The 20,482-nt window shown below is 70.8% G+C and carries 26 protein-coding genes; all 26 read right to left on the reverse strand.

Annotated features, from left to right (window positions below; genetic code table 11):
* Window positions 1-289: 289 nt before the first annotated feature.
* Window positions 290-2,317 (reverse strand): hypothetical protein, encoded by a 2,028-nt coding sequence (locus J2853_RS46770; RefSeq protein WP_307569254.1) that lies wholly within the window; start codon window positions 2,315-2,317, stop codon window positions 290-292.
* 164 nt (window positions 2,318-2,481) lie between these two features.
* On the reverse strand, window positions 2,482-3,009 hold the full coding sequence (locus J2853_RS46775; RefSeq protein ID WP_307569256.1) for a hypothetical protein: 528 nt from the start codon (window positions 3,007-3,009) through the stop codon (window positions 2,482-2,484).
* 160 nt (window positions 3,010-3,169) lie between these two features.
* Complete coding sequence (locus tag J2853_RS46780) at window positions 3,170-3,499, reverse strand: hypothetical protein (RefSeq protein WP_307569258.1); 330 nt, start codon at window positions 3,497-3,499, stop codon at window positions 3,170-3,172.
* Window positions 3,500-3,546: 47 nt separating this feature from the next.
* Entirely contained in the window at window positions 3,547-3,927 is a 381-nt protein-coding gene (locus J2853_RS46785; RefSeq protein ID WP_307569260.1) for an RRQRL motif-containing zinc-binding protein, read from the reverse strand.
* The gene (locus J2853_RS46790; RefSeq protein ID WP_307569262.1) at window positions 3,924-4,247 is read right to left on the reverse strand and encodes a hypothetical protein; all 324 of its coding nucleotides are present in this window, start codon (window positions 4,245-4,247) and stop codon (window positions 3,924-3,926) included. Before J2853_RS46790 ends, J2853_RS46785 begins: the two co-directional genes overlap by 4 nt.
* Window positions 4,240-4,602 (reverse strand): hypothetical protein, encoded by a 363-nt coding sequence (locus J2853_RS46795; RefSeq protein ID WP_307569263.1) that lies wholly within the window; start codon window positions 4,600-4,602, stop codon window positions 4,240-4,242. Before J2853_RS46795 ends, J2853_RS46790 begins: the two co-directional genes overlap by 8 nt.
* Window positions 4,599-5,585 (reverse strand): phage Gp37/Gp68 family protein, encoded by a 987-nt coding sequence (locus tag J2853_RS46800; protein ID WP_307569265.1) that lies wholly within the window; start codon window positions 5,583-5,585, stop codon window positions 4,599-4,601. The genes J2853_RS46795 and J2853_RS46800 overlap by 4 nt, the downstream gene beginning before the upstream one ends.
* A 15-nt stretch (window positions 5,586-5,600) precedes the next feature.
* Window positions 5,601-6,158 carry a Pycsar system effector family protein gene (locus J2853_RS46805; RefSeq protein WP_307569266.1) on the reverse strand — a complete coding sequence of 186 codons (558 nt, stop codon included), beginning with the start codon at window positions 6,156-6,158 and terminating at the stop codon, window positions 5,601-5,603.
* 102 nt (window positions 6,159-6,260) lie between these two features.
* A complete protein-coding gene (locus J2853_RS46810; protein ID WP_307569268.1) occupies window positions 6,261-6,686 on the reverse strand; it encodes a RapZ C-terminal domain-containing protein in 426 nt (141 codons plus the stop codon).
* A complete protein-coding gene (locus J2853_RS46815; RefSeq protein ID WP_307569270.1) occupies window positions 6,683-6,844 on the reverse strand; it encodes a hypothetical protein in 162 nt (53 codons plus the stop codon). The genes J2853_RS46810 and J2853_RS46815 overlap by 4 nt, the downstream gene beginning before the upstream one ends.
* On the reverse strand, window positions 6,841-7,095 hold the full coding sequence (locus J2853_RS46820; protein WP_307569272.1) for a hypothetical protein: 255 nt from the start codon (window positions 7,093-7,095) through the stop codon (window positions 6,841-6,843). Before J2853_RS46820 ends, J2853_RS46815 begins: the two co-directional genes overlap by 4 nt.
* Window positions 7,096-7,097: 2 nt before the next feature.
* The gene (locus J2853_RS46825; RefSeq protein WP_307569273.1) at window positions 7,098-7,637 is read right to left on the reverse strand and encodes an NUDIX hydrolase; all 540 of its coding nucleotides are present in this window, start codon (window positions 7,635-7,637) and stop codon (window positions 7,098-7,100) included.
* Window positions 7,634-7,861: a hypothetical protein gene (locus J2853_RS46830; protein WP_307569275.1), complete on the reverse strand. Its 228-nt coding sequence runs from the start codon at window positions 7,859-7,861 to the stop codon at window positions 7,634-7,636. The genes J2853_RS46825 and J2853_RS46830 overlap by 4 nt, the downstream gene beginning before the upstream one ends.
* Window positions 7,862-7,964: 103 nt before the next feature.
* Window positions 7,965-8,273: a hypothetical protein gene (locus tag J2853_RS46835; RefSeq protein ID WP_307569277.1), complete on the reverse strand. Its 309-nt coding sequence runs from the start codon at window positions 8,271-8,273 to the stop codon at window positions 7,965-7,967.
* Between the two features lie 42 nt (window positions 8,274-8,315).
* Window positions 8,316-10,139, reverse strand: coding sequence for a hypothetical protein (locus J2853_RS46840; protein WP_307569278.1), 1,824 nt, complete (start codon window positions 10,137-10,139; stop codon window positions 8,316-8,318).
* Window positions 10,140-10,180: 41 nt separating this feature from the next.
* Window positions 10,181-12,721, reverse strand: a complete 2,541-nt coding sequence (locus J2853_RS46845) for a DNA translocase FtsK (RefSeq protein WP_307569280.1) — start codon at window positions 12,719-12,721, stop codon at window positions 10,181-10,183.
* 78 nt (window positions 12,722-12,799) lie between these two features.
* Window positions 12,800-14,188 carry a hypothetical protein gene (locus J2853_RS46850; RefSeq protein ID WP_307569282.1) on the reverse strand — a complete coding sequence of 463 codons (1,389 nt, stop codon included), beginning with the start codon at window positions 14,186-14,188 and terminating at the stop codon, window positions 12,800-12,802.
* 166 nt (window positions 14,189-14,354) lie between these two features.
* Window positions 14,355-16,379, reverse strand: a complete 2,025-nt coding sequence (locus J2853_RS46855; RefSeq protein ID WP_307569284.1) for a hypothetical protein — start codon at window positions 16,377-16,379, stop codon at window positions 14,355-14,357.
* Between the two features lie 70 nt (window positions 16,380-16,449).
* Window positions 16,450-17,712 carry a hypothetical protein gene (locus J2853_RS46860; protein ID WP_307569286.1) on the reverse strand — a complete coding sequence of 421 codons (1,263 nt, stop codon included), beginning with the start codon at window positions 17,710-17,712 and terminating at the stop codon, window positions 16,450-16,452.
* Between the two features lie 9 nt (window positions 17,713-17,721).
* Window positions 17,722-18,129 carry a hypothetical protein gene (locus tag J2853_RS46865; RefSeq protein ID WP_307569287.1) on the reverse strand — a complete coding sequence of 136 codons (408 nt, stop codon included), beginning with the start codon at window positions 18,127-18,129 and terminating at the stop codon, window positions 17,722-17,724.
* Between the two features lie 35 nt (window positions 18,130-18,164).
* Window positions 18,165-18,746 (reverse strand): hypothetical protein, encoded by a 582-nt coding sequence (locus J2853_RS46870; RefSeq protein WP_307569288.1) that lies wholly within the window; start codon window positions 18,744-18,746, stop codon window positions 18,165-18,167.
* A complete protein-coding gene (locus tag J2853_RS46875; RefSeq protein WP_307569289.1) occupies window positions 18,743-18,973 on the reverse strand; it encodes a hypothetical protein in 231 nt (76 codons plus the stop codon). Before J2853_RS46875 ends, J2853_RS46870 begins: the two co-directional genes overlap by 4 nt.
* Before the next feature lie 5 nt (window positions 18,974-18,978).
* On the reverse strand, window positions 18,979-19,371 hold the full coding sequence (locus J2853_RS46880) for an ATP-binding protein (RefSeq protein WP_307569291.1): 393 nt from the start codon (window positions 19,369-19,371) through the stop codon (window positions 18,979-18,981).
* Complete coding sequence (locus J2853_RS46885; protein ID WP_307569293.1) at window positions 19,371-19,625, reverse strand: hypothetical protein; 255 nt, start codon at window positions 19,623-19,625, stop codon at window positions 19,371-19,373. The genes J2853_RS46880 and J2853_RS46885 overlap by 1 nt, the downstream gene beginning before the upstream one ends.
* Window positions 19,622-20,077: an SsgA family sporulation/cell division regulator gene (locus tag J2853_RS46890; RefSeq protein ID WP_307569295.1), complete on the reverse strand. Its 456-nt coding sequence runs from the start codon at window positions 20,075-20,077 to the stop codon at window positions 19,622-19,624. The genes J2853_RS46885 and J2853_RS46890 overlap by 4 nt, the downstream gene beginning before the upstream one ends.
* Window positions 20,074-20,482 (reverse strand): SsgA family sporulation/cell division regulator (locus J2853_RS46895; protein WP_307569297.1); only part of this gene is annotated, 409 nt, incomplete at its 5' end. The genes J2853_RS46895 and J2853_RS46890, both read right to left, overlap by 4 nt.

A 20,482-nucleotide genomic window follows, 5' to 3' on the forward strand; every position in this document is an offset into this window, starting at 1 on the left:
CCGTGAGGGGCCGTTTCTGGCGCCGCCCGTCGGCTCCACCTGGGCCAGCACCCCTGGCCATCCCATCAAACCCTGCCTTCACAGTTTTGTTTCACTGAAACTCGTAAGTATTTTATTGATTTAAAAAGTTAAAACTATTTGATCTCTGGTCCGTGGTCGCTGGGATTCGAGCTCTCAAAGAGCCCCTGAGGGCCTTGCAAGGGTTGGGGCGGGGAAGAGGTGAGGCTCGGGCTGTTCGTTCGGGTCGCTGGAGGTTGCGCCGCGGTGATCGGTGTGGCCGCGTCGCTCGTCACGCCGCGGTGGATGCGGCGGCCGCGGCCGCCGCATCGCGTTGGGCGCGCAGGTGGGCTCGGGCGGCCTGGTGGTCGCCGCGGCCGGTGTGGTCGCGGGGGTAGGGGAGCCGGTTGATCTGGTCGGGGGCGCCGACGAGGATGAGGTGGCCTTGGCCGGGGACGGCTCGTCGGCGGCTGCGTTGTTTGACGGGGGTGTGCATCCATTCCAGTTCGGCCAGCCACCAGGCGTAGGCGTCGCGTTCGATGGAGTAGGTGCGGTGGCGTCGCTCGCGCACGCCGGCGGCGCCGATGCGTTCGGCGACGCTGGTCAGCGTGGTGGAGGTGCGTCGCCACCTGCGCCGGGCCGGCCGGGTGAGTAGGCGGTGGCCGGTGAGGGTTCGCAGGTGGCGGGCGATAGTCTGCGGGCTGTATCCGGTGGCCTCCACCAGGTCCTCTACTTTGTAAAGCCCCTCGGTTTGAGGGGTTCCCGCGCTCAGCGCCGCCATCGTGGTCGCCACATGACGTCCCAACCCCGGTTGATCATGGCGGGGGTGGGTGAACAGGTCATGAGAGACGATCTCCAACCGTGCACGAAGCTCCGCCCGTAGCCGCTCACGCTCCGCCAGCACCGACGAAACCGGAGGTCGGAGGTCTGCCCGGGGGGGAGGGAAAGCTTGTGTCCCACCCCCCCCGAGAGACTCTTCATCTTCTTCGGTCACACCCGTCACAGGCCGCTGCGCGCCCTCGATCGGGCCGGAGATCGCCGCGGGGGCCTGGGGGAGGACCCGGTAGCGGCTGGCGCGCTGGCCCGTCCCCTTCTCTGTCATCTGCAGCCAGCCGTCCAGGGCCAGCCGTCCCAGGGCGCGACCGGCGGTGCCGGTGCCTATCCCGGTGGCCAGCGCCAGGCGTCGACAGTCGAGTTCGATCTCCGCACTGACCGCGTCCAGTGTCAGCACCAGCAGGTACTCCAGGGCTTTACGGTCGCTGGGACCGGCCTGGCTACACCAGCGGCCCTTATCGGCGGCCATCGCCCGCAGCACACCCGTAACCAGCTCCACCGCCTCGGCCACCCGCCGCTGCCACTGCTCAGCCTCACTCCCCTCCCCCGCCTCACCCACGCCCAGGGAGTCCGGCGCGGACAGGGTGGCGGCGTGAGCGACGGCCTTAGCCCACTGACGGGCCAGCAGCCTCTCGCGCTCCGTGTCACTGAGCAGGCGCCCGCCGGCGCCGCCCTGGCGGCGCAGATGCACCAACCCCGGCGCCTGCAGGTGGCCGGTCAGCAGCGCGGTGACTTGAGCGGCCGACCAGCGGGCCCGCGCCAGCCGCAGCAGGATCGTCCACAACAGGGCATGGCCCTGGCCGGGCTCAGGCGTCTGGGCCAGCAGCGCGGTGACGTCACAAGGGCGGTAAGGGCCGGCCAGGCGCGGGCCGTCGGTGCCGGACTCCACCGCCCGCACCGCCGCCGCCGATCTCCGACCACCAACCTGACCGCTACCCTGACAGCCCTCTTGACTTACTTGACTGGCCGGGTCGGCGTTCAGCAGCACGGCCAGGCGCTGCAGCCGCTCCACCTCATTGGCCCGCGACAACACCGCGGCGGTCGCGGCCGCGGTGATCGGGCGCCAGTTGGCCAGCGGGACCGACATCCCGCCGTGCCGGTGCGGGGCCCCGGGCGGGCGCACGCACCCCGTCTTGGGGTTGGTCAGCGGGGAGATGTCCAACGTGGGCAGACGACGGGCCGCGGCCCGCGCGATTGCATCGACCAGTCCGGCACCGACCGGCCGCACCGGCACCCACACGTGCAGGCCGCCCGCCGGGCCTGAGGCGCACACCAGGTAGCTCAGCTCGGCCTGTTCCAGTAGATCGACCAGCTCAGCGACATCGCGCTGCACATCACCCTTGGCCGCGTCCAGGTCGAAGACCGCGAAGAGGAACTCCTGGAAGCGGTTGGTCAGATACCACGCGAACGGGCCCGCCGGCGCGATCGCGCTCAGCTTGGCGGTGGCCTTGTAGGAATGCGCCCACTGCCCGCTGTCAGTGCGCACGTCAAGGCGCGCCCGGCCGCGAGGGGCCAAAGCACGCAACGCCGCATGAAAATCAGCGCCCAGCTCAGCAGGTCGCGCAGCGGGAACAAGCGCGGTCAGCAACACGCCCGGTGTGTCAGATTGCGGGCATGCTTCACTGACCGATGGGACTCCTGGTATCGTCATCACCGGTTCGTCAATTTGATTGACACGCAACAGGTGTTTCGCTCGTCCCGGCCGCCAAGCAAAGACTTGAGCTGATACCTACTGCGCGTCCACAACGTCGTCGTCGTGATCTGGCGCCCCGCTTTGCGGGGCGTTTTTATTTGCCTTAAGAGGCTCCTGAAGTTGATCGGGCGGTCAACGGCACAGCATTCCAGGTTTGGAGTGCGCGCGCCTGCATCCACGCCGTAATCGTCACAACCGTCACCGACGATCGTGGGGCCCAGCGCACGTTTTGACTCCCCCCTGACTGCGGTGATCATATTTGTGGTATTAGAGCATGCCATGCTCTCTCGGACTTTGCCAGATTTACCGGTTATCACCTGCTGCACCACGTAAATGGGGGTAGCAGGCGCGTCGATCATGCCACCATATTTGACAAACTGACTTGACAAAGGAGAGTCGAAAATCAAGTGATCATGAGGGTTGGTCATCACAGGGTGACGAGGTGGAAGCTCGCCGCGTTCGGGTCGCGCCAGGAAGATCAACATCGCATCCTTGCTGGTAGAGGCGACGGCGGGTCGCCGGCGATCGGGCCCGCACCGGCCGTGGGGAGACGGTGCGGGCTCGGCCGCCGACGGCAACGAACCCATGACACGGGCCGCCTCGCCCACCGGCGTGGGCGAGGTTGACACCAAGCGGTGCGGAAAGTCAGGCATCGGCGACATCGGTGGTGGTAAGGCGGGCAAGCACGTCCTCGACCCTCAGCGCCGCCCCGGACGAGCTCGGGCGGCCGGACTCGTTGCACAGCGCTTCGGCATAGGCCGGAATACCGCGCAGGTGCACGGTGGCCAGCAGGTCGGTCGCGAACCGGGTGGCGTGGGCGGCGTCGCCGGTGCGCTGAAAGGCCAGCGCGGCCCGGTAGGCGCTGCATGTCAGCTCGCGCCGCTCACTCGGCCGGAAGCCGTCGATGACCTCCATCGCGGCCTGGACCTCCGAGTCGTCGTGGGCGACGGCCCCCTGCGGGTGAACATCGAGCATCTGCGACTCCTTCGCTGCCGGTGTCGGGTGGGAGGGGTGGCTGACGGTCATGCGCTGAGCCCCCAGCCGTGGCAAGGCAGACAGGCGCCGTAGCGGGTCGGGATGCAATACGGCTGCTCGACGCCGCAGTCAGGACAGACCTTCCGGGCGCGCATCGCCTTACCCAGTGCCTGCAACTGCGCCGGGGACGGGGTGCGACGCGGTTTGGCGGCCGCGACGTCGTAGAGGTAGGCGACCCGGACCCCGCCCGCCGCCCGGCGTGAGCGCCACATCACCTGCGCGCACGGCGGCTGACCGCCGGGCCGCAGCCCGGCCGCGCGCAACTGCCGGCGGGTGGCCAGCCCCTCGGGCGCGAGGCGCCAGGGGTAGGTGGGAAGCCCGCCGAACTGGCGGCCGGTGGGATCGAGGAAGACCCGGCGGCGGCTCACCGCACCTGCCCAGGGGCCACGGCGAGCTCCTGCAGTTCGCGATCGAGGGATGTGGTTTCCACCGCGACGGTCCAGGCGCAGGGCGGGCACACGCTCGCCCACCGCGGCAGGGCGGCCCGGTCGAAGGCGCTGGGCTCGCGATGGAGTCCGGCGCGTGCTCCGCACAGGGTGCCGCTCTCGCGCCGGACTCCGGCGCCGATGGCGCGGGCGGCGTAGGCGTGCGGGATCGCGTGCACCTCGCCGGCGATGCCGATCCCGGCGACGAACGGCGCCTCGGGAAGTTCTTCCAGATCGGGGCGGATGGGCGTTGGCTCAGGCATTGGAGGCCTCGGGGTTGTGGGCGCGCAGGTAGGCGCGAATGTCGGGGGTCTGCCGGTCGGCGGCCTCCTGGTCGGCGGCGACGATCAGGACTTCGCTCTGTCCGCCGCGGCCCCAGGTGGCCGTGCCGTATCCGGCGGCGGTGAGCGCGTCGGCGTAGTGGTTCAGGTGCTGGGTGATGGCGGTGCGTACCGCCGAGCCGGGCATCGCCCGCCAGGATTCATCCGGCTCGCACACGACGTGCGCGGCGCTGGTCAGGGGAGGGCAGAGCAAGTACCCGAAATCGGCGTCGCCGACGCTGCGGTATCCGGCGGCCTGCAGGATGCGCGGCACCTGCGCGTGCGGCTCTTCAGTCACGACAGGCCCCCAGGGTGATGGTGGGGGAAGGCGTCGTGGAGGCGGCCGTCGAGCTGTCGGCCGGCGGCGCGTTTGCTGGCGCAGCGGCGCATCGTGGCGAGGCCTTCGCCGAAATTCTCCGGCCTCGGCTGGTCCAGGATCTGCCCAGTGGGCAGCACCTGGACCAGGCGGCCCCGGCCGTCCAGGTCCGGGGACCATTGGCCCCACTGTTTGAAGAAGAACGGCACTTTGGCGGCGTCGCATTGGTCGCGCAGGGTGCGAAACCAGTCCGGGTGCGGGGTGCGGGCGCGGGGTCCGGACTCGCCGCCGGCGATGACCCAGTGCAGGCCGCCGTCGATGCCGACGCGCCCTGCCAGCGAGGTGAACAGCTCCGCGCCCCAGCCCTCGAAGGACTCCATCCATTCCAGGCCCAGCCACCGGGCCAGGTCGACCGGGCCCAGCAGCGGCTCCACCGACAAAAACCGGACCGTCGCATCGGCGGCCAGCAGCGCGGGGATCCGCAGGTTCGCCCAGTGCTGGTCTTCGACGCTGACGCCCAGCCACAGGTTCGGCAACGGCCAACTCGCCGCATACAGCGCTTGGGCGGTTGCCGCATCACCGGCGGCGTCGGCGGCGTCGATGAGCCGCAGTGCGCCTTGGCTGTTGAACAGGGTGCGCAGGCGGCCATGGCGCTTGGTGAGCAGCTGATAGGAGTGTTGTGGGGTGGCGGCGATGACGGCCAGGACCCGGGCGATGTAGGCGTCCGGGATGTCCTCGTGCAGCACGTCACCCATGGAGTTGACGAAGACCCGGCGCGGGGTGCGCCAGCGCCGCGGCGCGTCCAGCACGTCGGGCATCAGTCGGACGGTGTCGAAGGATCCGGAGCCGTTCCAGTGGGTGCTGATCGCTTCGGCGTAGCAGTGGTCGCAGCCCTTACTGACCTTGGTGCAGCCGCGCACCGGGTTCCAGGAGGCGTCGGTCCATTCGATGGTGGTGGTGTTCACCTCGACCCGTTCCTTTCAGCCCTTGGCCAGCGGCAGCACGATGGCCAGCACGACCAGGGCCGCGATCAGCAGGTCGACCGCGACGCGGAGGGTGGCGTACTTGGCCACCGCGATCTGTGACAGCAGCTGCACCTCGGCGGCGACCTCGGCCAGCCGATCGGCCTCGGCCAGGTTGAGCTGGGCCAGCAACGCCAGGCCGTTGTCGGCGCGAGCGTGGGCGATGAAGCCGGTGCCGCCGGTACGCGGGATGCGCGGGCGAACCGCGACCAGCAGCACCACCACGGCGGTCGCCAGCAGCGCGGCCGCGCCCCACAGGCCGACCATCGCGGCCGCCGGCCGGTTCGCTGAGCCGGTGATGCCGAGCGCGGCCACCACGGCGAACGCGCCGCCGGCCCAGCTGAGCAGCAGGGCGGCCTTGGCATCGATGCGGGCGAGCTCGGCGCGCACCGTGAGGGACTCGTGGGTGAGGATCTCCAGCGCCCCGACGGTGCGAAGGGGGACGGGGCCGCGGCGCGAGGAGCGGGTAGGCCAGCGGCGTGGGCGGGCGGTGCTGGGAATGGTCGGTTGGGTCATGAGGGTGGTGCCTTTCTGATCTGCATGGATGAGCGAGGTGAGCGGGCGCGCCCGGCGTGGGCGTTCTTGGCGGAGTGACCACGCCGGTGCGCGCCTGTGCGATCAGGTCTGGATGACGGGCCGTTCGACGTCGCGATGAGTGAGCTGCACGCCGATGCCGCAGGCGCGGAGCCCGGTAGCGATCTCCGTAGCAAGTGCCACGGATCTGTGGCGGCCGCCGACACAACCGGCCGCGATCGTGACCATCCGCTCTGGGCCGGCGGCCTCGGCCAGCACATCGCGGGCGAAGGCGATGGCGTGGCCGATGGTGGCGCGGGCACCGGGGGTGGCCAGCACGTGTCGGCGGACCACCTCCTGCAGACCGGTCAGCTCCCGCATGCCGGGGGCATGGTGGGGGTTGCGGAGGTAGCGGCGGGCATCGATGGTCAGATCCGCCTCGGGCGCCGGGTCGTGGCCGTAGCCGAAGGAGGTGATGGCGACCTGGATGCGGCAGGCCGACGGCGCCGACAGCTCAGCGGGGGCGGTCATCGGTTTTCTCCGTGGTGGCGGGCGGCGGTGACCAGGGTGTGGCGGGCCGCGCGGGCGGTCGCGTCCGGGCCGGTGGCGCGCTGAGCGGCCTCGCTTCCGGCGTCGATGGTGGCGGTACCGCGGCACCCGCAGTCGCAGATGATCAGCTCGCGCTTCATGAGGCCGCACCGGAGGTCACGGCGCCGGTGGCGGTGGTCAGGGTGTGGCGGATCGCCCGGGCGATCGCATCGGAGCCGGTGGCGCTCTGGGCGGCCTGGCTGCCGATCTCGATGGTGCGGGTGGCGCCGCAGCAGTTACAGACGATCAGCTCGCGGTTGCCGGGGCGGCTCAGACGCACCTGGGACGAGCGTGGGGGCGGGTCCTGGACATGGGGAAGGTGGCCGGGCTGGAACACGATGTGGACGCGCACAATCAGCTCCTGGTCAGGCGGTTGGCGATCTGGTCGATCTGCGCCAGGTCGGCGGGGGTGGCATCGGCGAGGCCGGCGACGGTGAGCCAGCGGACCCAGACCGGCTCGATGCCGGGGCGGGCCGTGAAGTCGGCGTCGGAGAGGTGGCCGTGGGCGTAGGCGATGGTCCGCTCGACCAACTCCTGCAGCTCGGTGGCCGACAGCCAGCGCACGTTGCGGGTCTCGCGGTCGCTCGGCGCGAGCTGACCGCTGACCTGCGCCCGGTACAGGTACCAGTGGTGGCCGACACCGGCCGGGCCGATCTGGCGGCGGCAGCGGTTGTCGCGCCAGGCGGTGAGCAGCAGCGTGAGCGCCTCGACGCGTAACCCGAGCTCCTCGGCCACCTCGGCGTGAGCGGCGTCGACGAAGCTGCCGTGCTCGTCGACGTGTCCGGCGGCGCCCGCGGTGCCGGGTTGGAAGGTGTTGCGGTCGAACATCAGGTATTCGCCGTCGGCGTTCTCGATGAGGACGCCGACGCTGCGGTTGTCGCACCGGGCGCTCACTGGCCACCCCCGGCGACATCCGAGCCCGCCGACGCCGGAGCAGGGGCGGAGGTCAGGTCCTGCAGGCTGCGGGCGATAGCGGTCAGGGCGTAGCCGATACCGATCAGGGCGCGGGTCTGGTTGGGCCCGGAGTTGGCGGTGCAGCGGCTCAGCGCGCCGTCCAGGGTCTGTTCGGCCTGGGCCACGAGGGACCGGGTAGGTGTCGGCGGGATGGTCTGGGTCATGATGGTGGTGCCTTTCTGATCTGCATGGATGAGTGGGGTGAGCGGGCGCGCCCGGCGTGGATGGTCTTGGCGGATTGCCACGGTGGTGCGCGCCCGTCCCGAATCAGCAGCTCTTGGCCTTCTCCTGGAGGTCGGTGTTCTCCACCGGCTCAGGCGCCTGCATCTCGGCGCCGTCCTCGCCCTGGCCTGCGGAGCCGTCGGTGTAGGAGCCGTCGGTGACCGGCTCCGGCGGGGCCTCGCTCTCCTGGTAGCTGCCGTCTTTGTAGGAGCCGTCTTCGACGGGCTCCGGGGCGGCCGCCGGCGAACTCGCGGTCGCGGCGCACGCCGCCTCAGCGATCGTGCAGGCGGTGGTCAGCGTGATCGTGGTGGCCACGGTCAGCAGGCCGGCCAGGCGGCGAAAGAGGATGGTCATAGCAGGTGATCCCTTTCTGGGGTGGTGGGTTGTCGGGCGAGGTCAGATGCGGGGTCGTGCCAGGCGGATGTAGACCAGGGCGGCGGTGCCGACCACGACGGCCAGGGCGATGAGGATCGCGGCCGGGGCCGCGGCGAGGGAGGCGAAGAACAGGATGACGGCGGACAGGCCGAAGACAGCACGGGCGATCGCCACCGCCCGGTAGGGGTTGGGGATGGCGCTCTGGTGGGCTGTCGCCGGGGGCAGGTCGTTGTCGGCGAGGTCGGCGAGGTCCTCCCGTTCGCCGGGGGCGTCGAGCTGGTCGGTGAGCTCGATCTCGGCGCGGCGGGCATCGGCCAGCACACCGAAGGTGTCGGCGACGGTGTAGGTGGCCTGCTCGGCATCGCGGCGCAGTAGCCCGGCGGCCCTCTTGTCCGCCAGGCGCTCCAGCAGCCAGCTACGGGATTGGCCGGTGACGTCCAGGACGTCGACCAGCTGGGCCGGGGTGAACAGCTCGCCGTGCGCGAAGTGGCCCAGGGCGTGGTCGAACACCGCGCGGGCCTGCTCCGGCAGCACCGCGTAGACGTGGCCAGCGTAGGCGGGGCTGAGCACGGCGGGACTGTTCGGGACAGCAGCGAGAGCAATGGTGGTCGGCCGGGCGAGCGGGTCGTGGCTGGCGTCGTAGACGCCCTTGACCGCGCGTACGGCTCCTTCCAGGGCGTGGGGGTCGATGACCTGGTAGGTGCCGGTGGCGGGGTCGTAGGCCAGCAGTCCGGTGATGACCCGCTCGCCGAGCCGGGCCAGTAGCCAGGTCCAGGACTGGCCGGTGATCTGCAGGACGGTGTTCAGCTTGCTGGGGTCGAACGGCTCACCGTCGGCCCACACCACCAGCGCGAAGTCCAGGATCGCCGTGTCCGACAGGAAGGGCTGCGCCTGCCCCGCCGGCGGCGCCACGGTGGTGAGGGTGGGAGTTTCGCGGACGGGCATGAAGATCTCCTTGTCGGTAGTGGTGCTGGTGTCGGCCGGTTCGCCGCGGGTGATGGCATCCAGCAGCTCGTGCAGGTCGCCCGCCGCGCTGATGCGGCCACGGCTGTCGGTGAGGGTGGCGGTGGTGAGGCGGAAGCCGTAGGCGGCCGCGCCACCGCCGTCGCCGTGCTGCGGGGTGGGGTCGTAGTCGAAGACGACGGTGAGGGCGAAGGTGTGCCCTTCGGCGGTGGTGTGGGCGGTGAGCTGCAGCTGGGGGCGGGCGATGTCGCCGGACAGGGCGTCGGTGTCGACCGTCAGGCCCTTGTAGGTGCTGGCGAAGGCGATGATGTCGCCGGCGGTGTAGCGGGCGGTGCTGCCGTCTGTCAGGGGGACTTCTATCTGCGGCACCTGGTGGCGGGCTCGCCCGTCGGTGTACAGGCCGGGGCCCATCAGGTGGCCGTGCGCGGCCGGGTGGCTCAGCAGCCGGACCTCTCCGGGCTGCAGGGCCAGCTCGCGGCGGGCGCAGATGCGGCACAGGTCGGCATCGTCGTCGGTGGTGCGGACCTGTGCCTGGTTCTCGGCGCAGCAGACGCACAAGAACCCGTGCATGTCCCGGGTCCAGCGCGGGATCGGCGCACACGCCATGCTCAGTTCGTCGAAGGACGTCAGCGGCGCCGTGTCCTTGAGGGCGGCGTCCTGGTGCTCACGCAGCCACTCGGCATACACGCCGGCGACCAGGTCGGCGCCGTGCACCGCCTTCAGCATGCGGGCCCGGTCGACCTGCAGCAGGGCGGCCGCGCTCTGGGTGGTGTCGGCGGCCAGGACCACGTTCAGGTAGGCGCGGATCTGCTGCCGGATCGTCGGGGCGGCGCTGGTGGCGGCCGCGGTCGGGGCGTCGAGGGTGGCGGGGGCGGTGGTCATGGCGAGGGGGTCTCCTTCGGATCTGTCAGGTGGGAGCGAGCTCAGGCGGCGAGGGCGCGCAGGTCGGCCAGCAGCCGGGGAAGTTCATCGGGGGTGATGAGGACGTCGCGGGCCTTGGAGCCCTCGGATGGGCCGACCACGCCTCGGGTCTCCAGCAGGTCCATCAGTCGGCCCGCCTTGGCGAAGCCGACGCGTAGCTTGCGCTGCAGCATCGAGGTGGAACCGAACCGGATGATCACGATCAATTCGGCCGCCTGAATGAGCAGGTCCAGGTCATCGCCGATCGCAGCGGCGTCGACGGCCGAGGCACGGGCCGCGATGTCAGCGTCGGCGGCGGTGTCCGTGGTAGCGGTGTTCGTGGTGGCGGGGAGGTGGAAGGTCTCGGTCTGGCTGCACCAGTACGTGACCACCGCGGCGATCTCTTTTTCGGCGACGAAGGCGTTTTGCAGCCGCACGGGCTGGCCTGCGCCCATCGGCGCGAACAGCGCATCACCCTGGCCGACGAGTTTCTCGGCACCGGGAGTGTCCAGGATGACCCGGCTGTCGGCGAGGCTGGAGGTGGCGAACGCCAGCCGGGAGGGCACGTTGGCTTTGATCAGGCCGGTGACCACGTCCACGCTGGGGCGCTGGGTGGCGATGACCAGGTGGATGCCGGCGGCGCGGGCGAGCTGGGTGATGCGCACGATGGAGTCTTCGACATCGCGGGGGGCGACCATCATCAGGTCGGCGAGCTCGTCGACGATGACCAGCAGGTACGGGTACGGCCGCATGATGCGCTCGCTGCCGGCCGGTGCCTGCACTTTCCCGGCGCGCACTGCGGCGTTGAAGTCATCGATGTGGCGGAATCCGTGCGCGGCCAGGTCGTCGTAGCGGTGGTCCATCTCGGCCACCACCCATTCCAGGGCCTCGGCGGCCTTCTTGGGGTTGGTGATGATCGGGGTGATGAGGTGCGGGATGCCCGCGTAGATGCTCAGCTCGACCCGCTTGGGGTCGATCAGCACCAGGCGGACCTGTTCGGGGGTGGCGCGCATCAGGATCGAGGTGATCAGCCCGTTGACGCAGACCGACTTGCCCGCGCCGGTGGCGCCCGCGATGAGCAGGTGCGGCATCTTGGCGAGGTTGGCCAGGATGGTGCGGCCTTCGACGTCCTTGCCCAGGCCGACGATCAGCGGGTGGCCGTCGTTTTGGGCGGCCGCGCTGCGCAGGATGTCGCCAAGCGAGACCAGGTCCTTGTCGGTGTTGGGGATCTCCACGCCGATCGCGGACTTGCCGGGGATCGGGCTCAGGATCCGCACATCGGCCGACTTCACGGTGTAGGCGATGTTCTTGGCCAGGCCGGTGACCTTCTCCACCTTGACCGCCGGACCGAGCTCGATCTCATAGCGGGTGATGGTCGGCCCCCGGGTGAACCCGGTCACGGCCGCGTTGACCCCGAACTCCTCCAGCACGCCGGTCAGAGCGGCCACGATGGCCTGATTGGCCGCGGTGGCCGGGCGCGACACCGAGCCGGGGCGCAGCAGGCCCAGGCTGGGCAGCGTCACCGGCCCGGCCACCCGGGTGGCGCCAGTGGAGCGAGGGGCGGCGGCCGCAGGAGCCTCGACGCTCACCTCGGCGACCGGGGCGACATCGACGATGGGCACGGCTGCGGCCGGGGCCCCCAGCAGAGGGCTGTCGTAGGGGGCGCGATCTTGGACCAGGGCGGGGTCGACCGGCTGCGGTCCGACCGGCGCCACGACGGGGTGGGGAGCCGTCGGGTCATCGCCGTGCTGGGGGTTGACCTCGGCAGTGACCGGGTGCTCGACGGCCGGAGCGGCGGAGCCGGGGACCACGGGGGTCACGGGAACCTGGCCGGGCGGGCTGCGGTGGGTCAGCCGGCCTCGTAGCAGGCTCAGCCGGGAGGGGACCTGGCGGATCGGGGTGCGGCTGGCCAGCAGCACCCCGGCGAGCACCGCGGCGAGAAGCAGCGCGATCGCTCCGGCGACCGGCAGCGGCGTCAGCGGCCCAGCAGAGGCGAACCCGATCAGGCCACCGGCGGTGGCCAGCTGCTGCACCGGCGGAGCTCCATAGACCAGGTGCACGATCCCCGCGATCCCGGCGACGATCGCCACCCAACCGCCCACCAGTCGTCCCAGCGCGCCCGGGCTGCCCGGGCCGCGGAGCAGCTGCCAGGCCAGCACGCCGGCCACGACCGGCACCAGCACGCTGACCGAGCCGAGCAGGCCCATCATCATGGCCCGCACCGTGGCGATGACCGGTCCGCCGGGGATGGCCCATCCGGCCCAGGCCAGCGGCACGACGGCCAGCGCGGCCAGCAGCCCGATTCCGTCGCACCGGTAGAAAGGCTCGGGTACGGCGGGGCCGGCGGCGCGCACCCGGCGACCGATCATCAGCGCCAGCCTCGCGTAGGTGTGGGAGAGATTGGTGGCCACCTGCTCCGCCCACGACGGCTGAGAGGGTGTGGACCGCGCGTGTGACGCGGCCCTGCGGGCCCGACCGACCGGCCGGTCGGCGGACCGGTTGGCCGATCCGCGGGAGGAGTGTGTCCGGGCGGTCGTGCGGTTGCGGGTGGTCTTGGCGGTCATGTTCGGCACCTCTTCTGCGTCGATTTCTGCGTCGATCCGATAGGGGGTGAGGCGGACGTGTCCGCCTGCGGTGGCCGCTTAGCTGACCGCTTCCAGGCGGACATGCCCGCCCGCGATGTCCGCCTCGGCACGGGCGGACACCTGCGCCATGTCCGCCTCGATGTCCGCCTCGATGTCCGCCCGGTCCGGGGCGGTCATGTCCGCCTCGATGTCCGCTTGCATGTCCGCCCGGTCGGGGGCGGTCATGTCCGTGTGGAGGTCCGCCTCGCCGTCGGCCGGGGTGCCGGGCGCGGCGTCGGCTACGGCGGGCGCCGGGCAGGCGTGCGCGGCCATCTCGGCGAGGACCTCATCGCGGAGCCGTCGACCGGAGCGCTCGCTCAAGCTCAGCTCCCGGCCCAGCTCGGCGCCGGTCATCTCCGGGGTGGCCACCAGCAGCAGCCGCGCCCGATCCTTGCTGGTCAGCTCGTCATCGCCCGGCTTCCTCGCGGCGGGTGGGCCCTTGCGCCTAAGCGCGGAGGCGTCGTCGTCGGCCTTGGAAACTTTCGGCCGGCGGGCCAGTTCCGCCTCGACGCGGCGGAGAATCTCCACCTCCATCTCCGCCTTGGCGACCGCCACCCGAAGAGCTGTTTCGGTCTCGACGCGGCGGCTGATGTCGGTCTCTTTGTGCGCCTCCATGTCCGCCGTAACCGCGGCCAGCCGGGCGGACATGTCCGCCTCCAACTCGGTGCGAATGGAGGTCTCCATGTCCGCCTGCGCGACGGTCAGCCGGGCGGACATCTCCGCGGCCATGTCCGCCCGCGCAGCGGTCAGCCGGGCGCTCAGGTCCGCCTCCGCCTCCGCGTGAAGGTCGGCTTGCGCGGCGGTCAGCCGGGCGGTCATCTCCGCGGCCATGTCCGCCCGCGCGGCGGACAGCCGGGCGTTCATCTCCGTCTCGGCCTCGCGCCGGACGGCCGCCTCGATGCCCTTGCGCACAGCGGCCAGGTCCGCTTCCCGGTCGATGTCGGCGGCGGCCGCGGCCGTCTTGGTGATGACGTGCAGGGCCAGCAGGGCTGAGGCGTCCAAGATGATCGGGATGCCCCAGCGGCCGACCGGGCCGCCGTAGGGCTCCATCACCGCTGCCTGCGCGGCCAACGACATGCCCATGCCGATCAGGAACAAGCTGATGATCGCCCGGCGGGGCCAGGGGCCGACCAGCGGGCTGACCAGGCCATGCGACAGCAGAGCGGCGAAAGCGACCGGGACCAGGCCATAGGTCACGGCCAAGACCACCGATCCCACACCGCCGCCGGTGGCGGCCGCCTGAACGGCCTGCGCCGACGCCGCGGCCCCTGCCGAGGCGGGGGGCACTGCCAGGGCGTGCCAAATGTTCAGATACAGCGAGGTCATCGCGCCGAGCAGCAAGATCGCCCACCAGACGCCCAACCCGTGTCCGGAGGGGCGTTCGGCGGCCTGGGACGGGGTGCTCATGGCCGTACCTCCTTCGCAAAAAAGTCACGGTTAGTAGTTGCGGCGGGAAAGGGGCGCAGGTACTCTCGCGCGCACACGTGTGCACGGGCGCGTGTCGCTCTCCGACCCGGTCCCCTCCAGAAGAGACCGCGGTGGAGGAGGAGTGGAGGAGGAGTACGGGCGGTAGTCATGAGGCCCTCAGCACATACACGCCGCGGGAGCCCGCCGGCTTTTCGATGACCTGCTCATCGGTCAGCTGGTTCAGCAGGTTGAAGGTGTGAGAAGGGCTACAGATCCGGGCCTCGCGGATCTCAGGAAGGGTCAACTGGCCGCGCTCGCGAAACAGCTGCACCAGCGCGGCCTTGGCGTCCGGGTCGGACTTGCCATCGGGCACCGACCGCAGCGAGGCCACACCCGCCGCCGGCGCGGCGGTGTCGGCCTGGCCGGCCAGGCGCTCCAGCTCACGGATGCCCTGCTCATAGCCGCGCTGCCACGCCTCCCCCGTTCGATCATCAAGCGGGGAGCCGACCGGCACATGCGCGGCGAAAGCCTGCGAGACCATCCGCTGGGTGCGCGAGGGCAGCTCCGAGGGAGTGCCGGTCAGCATGTAGCCCAGGCCGGTGGTCCGCAGCGTCATCGCCTGGTCGAAGTAGGCCGGCAGCTCATGCGGGGCGACCTCGATGTTGCCCTTGCGCACCATCCGGCTGTCTTCGGCCGAGGCCACCCGAAACAGCAGCGCGTTTCCGGCCAGTAACAACTTGCGCAGCGCGCTGTTGTTGTAGAAGCCCTGCTCCACCGACGGGTCCTGCAACGCCACCGTCAGCTTGATCCACAGCTTGCGGCCCTCCCGGCCGACCTCGCTCAGCAACTCGCTGATGATGGGGTTGCCCAGCACGCTCTTCTTGGACGCCTCATCGATGACCGCGTGCAAGATCGGGTGCCCGAATTCGGGGCCCATCCGCTGCTCGCCGACCTCGTGCAGAATCTCCAGCCGCTCAGCATGCGCGGCCTGCAGGCCGCGCATCCCGGCGTAGATCTCCCCGCCGTCCAGGAAGGATTTCGTCACGCGCGGCACCACCTCGGGGAAGGCCTTGCCGCCGTGCGGGTCGAACAGCATCACCGCGCTGCCCGCGCACAGCGACTCGGCGACGATGACCAGCAACACGTTGGACTTGCCCGACCCGGGAACGCCCACGACCAGGTCGTTCGGGGTGCCCCAGCCCGGCTGATACAGCACGTAGTAGGCGTAGCCGGACCCGTCGGGGTAGACCGAGATCGGCACCAGCCCGGTGGCCGGGTTCAGGCCGGGGCTGCGCCAGAAGTTGTTTTGGATCAGCGGGTTGCGCTCCAGCACGACCAGGCGGCCGCGGGTCTTGTACTGATCGGGGTCCTGATCCAGGTAGATGAGCGAATCCACGTGCGGGCGATCCAGCGTGGCCTTGATCTCCTCCATCGCGCCCCGCATCCGGGCATACGGGTGGCGGGCGGAGCCGCCGTCGATGATCCACGCCATGCCGTTGGGGTCACCGTTGTGGTCGATGATCGGCTCGGGGTCGATCAGGGCGCTGCCGGTCAGGCTGTGTCCTGGCGCGCCGACGTGCTCATTCCAGGCGAGCTGGTGCTCATGCGGGGCCGGCGCCGCCTCGATGGCCCGGAGCGGCTCGCTCGCGGTGATCGCCGCAGGACCGGCCGCGGGAGCGGTGGCGGGTGCCGGCCGGTGCTCGGTGGTGCGTAGCCGGTGGATCCACCACCACGGCGCGGCCAGCACCGACCCGCCCACGATGAGGGCGGTGGGCATCGGAGTGTCCATCCCGGCGCCGGCGGTCACCGCCGCGGTGCTCCAGGCGGTCGCCGCGGCCAGGCACCCGGCCGCCCACCGGCTCCGCCAGGTCGCCTTGGTCAGCCAGGTGCGCGCGCCGCGCAGCGACACCCCGGCGGCCAGCGCGGCACCGGATCCGGCCAGCACATACAGCGGGTGCACCCCGCTCTCATGCAGCAAAGCGCCAGCCCCGTACAGGCCGCCCATGACCGCCGGCGGGTACAGGCCCTTGCGGGAGGCCCACAGCAGGCTCTTGGTCGCCCGGTGCAGCTCGGCGCCGAAGGTGTGGCGGGTTTGCTGCGCGACGGGCGACGCCAGCGGGAGAAGCGGGTTCAGTGGCGAAGAAGGGGCCTCGGTCTCCGCGGGGTTCATCGAGTCGGTGATGGTGGTCATGGGTGTCCCTCCTTCGAGGGTCAGGGCCGGGCACCATGCGGGCGCCCGGCCAGGGGCGAAGTGGGTGGGGTTAGGACTTGCCGTAGTAGCCGGTGGAGTTGGCGGCCGACCGACCGGCGGCCTGTACCGCGCGCTGGATCTCATCGCCGAGGCTGGCCTGCAGGCGCTCGGCGTCCACCGCGGCCTCGTGGGCCTCGTTGACCTCTCGCACCAGCTTCTGCGCGGTCTTGGCCGCGCCGTCGAAGGCGATGACGGTGTTGGCCCAGCGATCGACGACGGCTCCGGAGATACCGGCGGCCGCCAGGGCGTCGACCGCGTTCCAGGCCGCGGCCAGGGACGCGCGGATCATCGCCTCGGCCTCGGCAGCCGGGTCGCTGGTCATCTTGACCGCTTTGACGATCTTCTTGGCCAGGTCAACCGCGTCGTCGTGGGTGTTGCCGCCGAGCTCGGTACTGGTTCGCGGGGCGGTCGTGGACGCGCCGGGAATGGCGACGTACTTGGACATGGTGTTGGTCCCTTCGAGTTCGCCGATGCGCACCGCATCGGCTATCTGCTCCGCCGCCCCGGACGGGTGCGGCGGAAGCTCGATCGATGCCATCGCAGGCCTGACCGGCGTGCCCGGCGCGTCTGTGGCGGGCGCGGTCAGCGACCGCGTAGGCCAGCCCAGCTCGGCTGGGCGGGGCCGTACTACCTCGACGTCGACCTCATAGCCATTGGCGGCCTGCTGATAGCGGCGCCACCACGGCTCCCCGTTGCACCCGGGCTCGGGCTGCTCGCCCTGACGCCGGTCTTCGGAGTCCTCCCGGCGGTCCTCGGAGTCCTCACACTGGTCATCGGACGCTTCGACCTCGGGGATCGCGGGGATCTCCGGGAGCTCGGGGTCGTCCTGACGGCGGTCCTCGGTCTCCTCATCTCGGCGGTCCTCGCGGTCCTGGCGCTGGTCGTCGACCTCGGGGATCTCGCCTTCGGGGGCGTCCTGGCGGCGGTCCTTGCGGTCCTTGCGGTCCTTGCGGTCCTGGTACTTGTCCCAGGCCCATTCCCGGCCCTTGCGCAGGTCGGTGACCGGACTCCAGGCCGCGGCCAGCGCGGCGCGCAGCCACCAGCCCGGGTTGCCCCAGTCGGTGGTGCGCGCGGCGCGGGCAGCGGCATCGGCCCGCTGCGCCCAACCGGCCCTGCCAGCCACGGGCGCGGCGGCCTTGACAGCCTTGGCTGCCGTGGGGGCCGTGGCTCTTTTGAAGGTGCTCTGTGCCTGAGTGCCGTCCTTGGGCCCGGTGAACATGCGCACCGTGCCCCAGGTCAGCCATATCCACAGCAGGAAGGTGATCGGCTCCATGACGGCCGCCTAGTTCCGGCTGCCGGTGGTGAGCATTTCCGACTGTTGGGTGACGTCCTTGACGCCCTTGATCAGGTCATCGGGGTTGACGCCGAGCACGCTGACCGGCATCACGACCAGCAGCAGCGGGACGAAGAACCCGATGATCGCGGTGCCCTTGCCGGCGTGGTTCTTTTTGCCCCAGCAGTCCAGGACGAAGCCCACCGCGCAAAAGAACGCGATGAACCCGACCAGGGCCCCGGGCAGCACGGATGCGATCTTGGTGGCGAAGCCCTGGAACCAGGATCCGACCAGACCGCAGCCGGCGATGAACATGATGATGGCTGCCACCCGCGGTGCCTTGCCACGGCGCATCATGGCAACGCCGACCGCCAGGAACACGGCGGTGAAGGTCAGCCCGGCGAAGATCTGTCCCATCGGAATACTCCTTTCAGTGATCTTTCGGGTGGGGGTCAGGACCCGGACAGCCAGGTCGACAGGTTGGTGTGCACGATGATCAGGGCGATGGTCAGCAGCAGGGCGCGGCCGGGGCGCTGGGCCATCCAGCCCAGCGCGTAGGCGGCCAACGTCAAGGCCAGGCCGACGGTCAGGCCATAGGCGCGGTAGGCCAGCGCGTGCGAGCCGTTGATGATCGGAATGGCCGTGCGCAACCCCCAGCCGCGGCGCCCGTCGGGACGCTCCTCGCGCTGGTGCAGGTAGTAGTCCAGGTAGTCGGCCACGCTGGTGGGCTGCTCGCGCATCCACCGCATCAGCCATCGCTGCTGTCCGTTGCGGTCCTTGCGGGCCGCGCTGTCGCCGCGCGCGGCCTGCCACCACTGCGCCAGCGGGTTCGGCGCGCGCTCCGCCGACGGAGGTGAAGGCGGTAGCTCAGGGCGCGGTGGCGCGGGGTGGCTCTGCGCCGGGGGCGCCGGCTGCGGGTCGACGGAGTGCGCCGGGTAGGGGTTCTGCCCAGCCTGGGAAGCGGGCGGCGCCGTGGTGCCGCGAGCGTCGCGGCGGCCGATCGGCATGCTCGCCGGGGTGGAGGTGTCGGTCATTCGGAGCTCCGGGGGATGCGCTCGCTCTGCACGGTCAGGAAGGTGAGGGTCTCCAGGCCGATGGCCTGGGCTTTGGCGGTGTTACTGGTGTTGATCAGGTCGGCGCGCAGCAGCCCGAACGCGGCCTCGAGCTTCTCGACGAGCGTGCTCGCGGCCTCGATCCGGCGCAGGTGGAAATCGCGCTGGCGAGTGCGCCGATCGGCGCGACGCTGACGGGCGTTGGCCATCACGGTCACCTCCGCTCGGCGGTCAGGCGGCACCGGACGGTGCGGCCGATAGGGGCGTCGATGACGTCGTAGGCATCGGCCAGGGCGGCCACCAGGTCCAGGCCGCGACCGGACTCATCCGGCGTGCGCCGGGCCGGCACCAGCGCCGGGCCCTGATCACTCACGCTCAGCTGAATCGCGGCCTCGGTGACCTCGATGCGCACGATGAAGGCGCCGCCGATCTGGCCGGAAGCGCTATGCAACACCGCGTTGGTGACCAGCTCGCTCACCACCAAGGCGACGTCGTCGCGGCGGACGCAGCCGGCGGGCAGAGCCGCCAGGGTCCAGGCTCGGGCCTGGGGAATCTGCGAGGGCGTTCCGGGGAAGGTCTTCTCCACCTGGGTGATGGTGATCGCCATCACGCATCCACCTCCGTCGTGTTGGTCGACGGAACGGCGGAGCGGGCCAGCAGCACGACCGGCCGCGCCCCGGCGGGCGGGAGCTGACCGCGCTTGGCCAGCACGTGACGGACGTGGATCAGCGGGTCGGATTCGCCCCGCTCGGCGGCCGCCAGGGTGGCGCGGGCCGCGGCCAGGAGTTCGGCGTACTCAGCGGCCAGCAACACCAGGTCCTGGCGGGTCAGCGCAGCGCGCCTGGTCAGCACGGTGGTCATGACGAGACCTCCCGCAAAATCGCGGCGATCGCGGCATCGACGTCGACCAGCTCGCGCTCACGACTTATCGGCACCAGCTCCACCGTCGAATCGACGACGGCCTGCAGCCGGCTGCGGTCCGCATACAGCTCGAACCACTCGCCGTCGTGCAGTCGCAACCGCAGCAGCACCCGGTCCTCGATCGGGCCCGGGCCCACCTGAACCTCCCCGGCGCCGATCAGCGTCGTGCCGTCGTCGTCCGGCTGGTCGATCAGCAGACCGTCGATCAGCAGGCCGCGCTCGAAGGTGCAGGTGAACAGCGCGGCCAGGTCGGCAGACAGAAACGTCAGCCGGACCGCGTACGGCTGGTCGGTCCGGTAGGTCAAGACCGCCACCTGGTGCTGGTCGGGTGCCTCGATGGGCTGCAGCCGCAGGCCTTCGACGATCTCGCGTCCGGCGAGCTCGGCGTTCATGCCGCGCCTCCCAGCAGCATCTGCAGCCGGCTCCAGGCGGCGGACCAGTCGATCCAGTCGTCCTCGCCGCCGTCGGGCACCCGCTTGTAGGTCTGGGTGATGAAGGAGGTGAGCTCATCGCGACGGGCATAAAGCTTGCTCGGCTGCGGGCCGGTGGGGTGCAGGACGATCTCGATGTAGTCCTCGGCCTCAGCAGGGCCAAAGCGGATGTCGCCCTCGCCGACCGGCTTCACGCAAGTCGGGTGCACTACCTGAACCAGCAGGTCCCGGGCGAAAGTCCAGGCGATGGCGCCGGTTCCGGACGGGCTGGGGAACTGCAGCTGAACGGCGTAGGGGTCAGTCAGTTCATAGACCGCGCGAGCCTTGAATCCCTGGTTCGGGCGATCGGCGAAGCACACCGTCAGC

It is taken from the genome of Streptosporangium lutulentum (assembly GCF_030811455.1).
Lineage (GTDB): Bacteria > Actinomycetota > Actinomycetes > Streptosporangiales > Streptosporangiaceae > Streptosporangium > Streptosporangium lutulentum.